The 1,719-nt window shown below is 63.3% G+C and carries 1 protein-coding gene; it reads right to left on the bottom strand.

The features are described from left to right. Positions 1-69: 69 nt before the first annotated feature. Positions 70-1,719, bottom strand: a 1,650-nt coding sequence (locus HCZ87_RS20670) for an ABC-F family ATP-binding cassette domain-containing protein (RefSeq protein ID WP_167647006.1), incomplete at its 5' end; no start/stop codon positions are given.

Genomic DNA, 1,719 nt, shown 5'->3' with positions numbered 1-1,719 from the left:
GGTCGCTTCGGGCTTTGCCCGAAGCGAAACCCCTCAAGGCGCGGAGGTCTCAGCCCGCGCGCCCCGTGCTTAACTGCCAGACTTTTCTTCCAGTTCAAGCCATTCCTCTTCTGCGGACGCCAGCTTTTCCTGACGTTCTACAAGGGCTTCGGTGGCTTTCTTGAACTTGATCGGCTCGCGGGTGAACAGCTCTGGATCCGCCATCAGCTCTTCCAGCTTGGCGATTTCTTTCTCCAGCCGGTCGATTTCGGCGGGCAGCGCCTCCAGCCGGTGCTTTTCCTTGAAACTCAGCACATCCTTTTGCGGCGGCGCCTCTGCCTTGGGCTTGGGTTTCGCAGATTTGGACTTCTCCGTCTTTTCCCCCGCCGCCTCGCGCGGCTGCCTTTGTGCGCTGTAGTCGCTCCAGCCACCGGCATAGGCCGTCGCCTCGCCCTGCCCTTCCATCGCAATCGTGGTGGTGGCCACGCGGTCCAGGAAATCCCGGTCGTGGCTCACAAGCAGCACGGTGCCATCATAGGCGTCGAGCAGCTCTTGCAGCAGGTCCAGTGTTTCCACATCGAGGTCGTTGGTCGGCTCGTCCAGCACCAGCATATTGGAAGATCGCGCCATCAGTCGTGCCAGCAGCAACCGCGCCTTCTCGCCGCCCGAGAGCGACCGCACCGGCGCCCTCGCCTGGCGTTCGTCAAACAGGAATTCCTTGAGGTAGCCCACCACATGCTTGGGCTGGCCACGTACCATCACCTGATCCGCCTTGCCGGAAATCCCCATCAAGGGATCGGCCGTGAGGTTCTCCCAGAGGCTGGCGTTGCCGTCGAGCTGGTCCCGTGTCTGATCAAAGAGCGCGATATCCAGATTGGTTCCGAGCTTGACCGTGCCCTCATCCGGCTGCTCCTGGCCCAGAAGCATCTTCAGAAGCGTTGTCTTGCCGACGCCATTGCGGCCGACAAAGGCCACGCGCTCGCCCCGCTGCACCGTCAGCGAGAAATTGCGCAGGATCTCCTTGTCGCCAAAGCGTTTGCTCAGCCCCTCGGCCTCGATCACCTTGCGGCCGGATTTCGGTCCCGCCTCCAGATCCATCGAGGCAGCCCCCTGGCGCTTGATCTGACCGGCGCGCTCCGCCTTCAGGTCCTGAAGCGCGCGCACCCGGCCCATATTGCGCTTGCGTCGCGCCGATATGCCCTCGACCGCCCAACGGCTCTCGGACTTGATCAGCCGGTTGAGCTTGTGGCGCTGCATGTCTTCGTCTTCCCAGATCTTGTCGCGCCAGGCCTCGAAATGCTCGAACCCCTTGTCCTGGCGACGCACCTGACCGCGATCCACCCATAGCGTGGCGCGGGTCAAGGCGCGCAGAAAGGCGCGGTCGTGGGAAATCAGCACATAGGCGGTGCGGGTCGCGGCAAGCTCGCTTTCAAGCCAGGAAATCGCTTCGATATCCAGGTGGTTGGTGGGCTCGTCCAGCAACATCAGTTCTGGCGCCTCGGCCATCAGCTTGGCCAGGGCGGCGCGGCGACGCTCCCCGCCAGAGGCGGTTGCCACCGGGCGGGCAGGATCAAACTTCAGCCCTTCGCCCGCGCGCTCCACCTTGTAGAGCTCGCCAGGATCCAGAGCGGAGGCGGCAAAATCGCCAAGCGTGGCGAAACCCTCCATTTTCGGGTCCTGCTCCATATAACCCACCGAATTGCCCGGCGGCACCACAATGCTGCCCTCGTCGGGCTCGAC

The organism is Phaeobacter sp. HF9A (assembly GCF_011806385.1).
In the GTDB taxonomy this organism is placed as follows: Bacteria; Pseudomonadota; Alphaproteobacteria; order Rhodobacterales; family Rhodobacteraceae; genus Epibacterium.
The sequence above is the reverse complement of the archived record's forward strand: the minus strand, read 5'-3'. Positions and strand labels throughout refer to the sequence as shown.